This is a genomic window from Achromobacter sp. NPDC058515 (genome assembly GCF_042721735.1).
Taxonomy (GTDB): Bacteria; Pseudomonadota; Gammaproteobacteria; order Burkholderiales; family Burkholderiaceae_B; genus Achromobacter.
On record NZ_JBHXNI010000037.1, the window covers coordinates 1 to 1,047 of the forward strand.

Genomic DNA, 1,047 nt, shown 5'->3' on the forward strand with positions numbered 1-1,047 from the left:
CGTAAGCTCCCCCTTCAGGTAGGCACCAGCCGGTAGAATTTCGGAGCCTCCATGAGTCGGAGACTCCCTTGAAGAAAAGCAGATTTACAGAGAGCCAGATTGTTGCCGTGTTGAAGGAGGGCGAAGCCGGCATGCCGGTCGCCGAACTGTGCCGCAAACATGGCATCAGCAGCGCCACGTACTACCTGTGGAAGAGCAAGTACTCGGGTGTTCAGGTGTCCGAGTTGCAGCGGCTGCGCGAGCTGGAGGCCGAGAACGCCAAGCTCAAGCGCATGTTTGCAGACTTGGCGTTGGAGAATGCGGCGATCAAGGACGTCCTAAGCCGAAAATCCTGACGCCGTCGGCCAGGCGCGAGGTGGTGGAGCAGTTGGTGCAAGCCAAGCTTTCAATCACGCGCGCTTGTCAGATTGCCGGCCTTTCGCGGGCGGCGTACTACAAGAGGCCAACGCCGGCATCTGAACGAGATGCTCAAGTCATTGATGCCCTCAATGCCATTGTCACTCGGCATGGGCGCTGGGGATTCTGGAAGTGCTTTACTCGGCTGCGGCTCGACGGACGCTGCTGGAATAAAAAGCGCGTTCATCGGGTGTACTGCGAAATGGGCTTGAACTTGCCTCGGCGCAGCAAGAAACGGCTACCAGAGCGGCCTCGACAGCCGCTGGATCTGGCCACGGAGCCCAATCGCTGTTGGGCGCTGGACTTCATGCATGATGCGCTCTACTGCGGCCGGCGGTTCCGGACACTGAACGTAATTGACGAGGCGAATCGGGAATGCTTGGCCATCGAGGTTGGCATGTCCATCCCTTCGGCGCGCCTGATTCGCGTCTTGAGCCGCTTGATCGATTGCTATGGGCCTCCCGACGCAATACGCCTGGACAACGGCCCGGAGATGATTTCCGACGCCTTTACCGAATGGGCCGCTGCCAAAGGCATTTCGATCCGCTATATCCAACCTGGCAAGCCGAATCAAAACGCCTTTATCGAGCGCTTCAATCGCACTTATCGCACCGAAGTGCTCGATGCACATCTGTTCGCCAACCTTGAGCA

1 pseudogene is annotated in these 1,047 nt (G+C 58.5%); it reads left to right on the top strand.

From position 1 onward, the window contains the following. Window positions 1-68: 68 nt before the first annotated feature. Window positions 69-1,047 (top strand): annotated as a pseudogene (locus tag ACFWP0_RS29585) (IS3 family transposase); the annotation flags it as partial.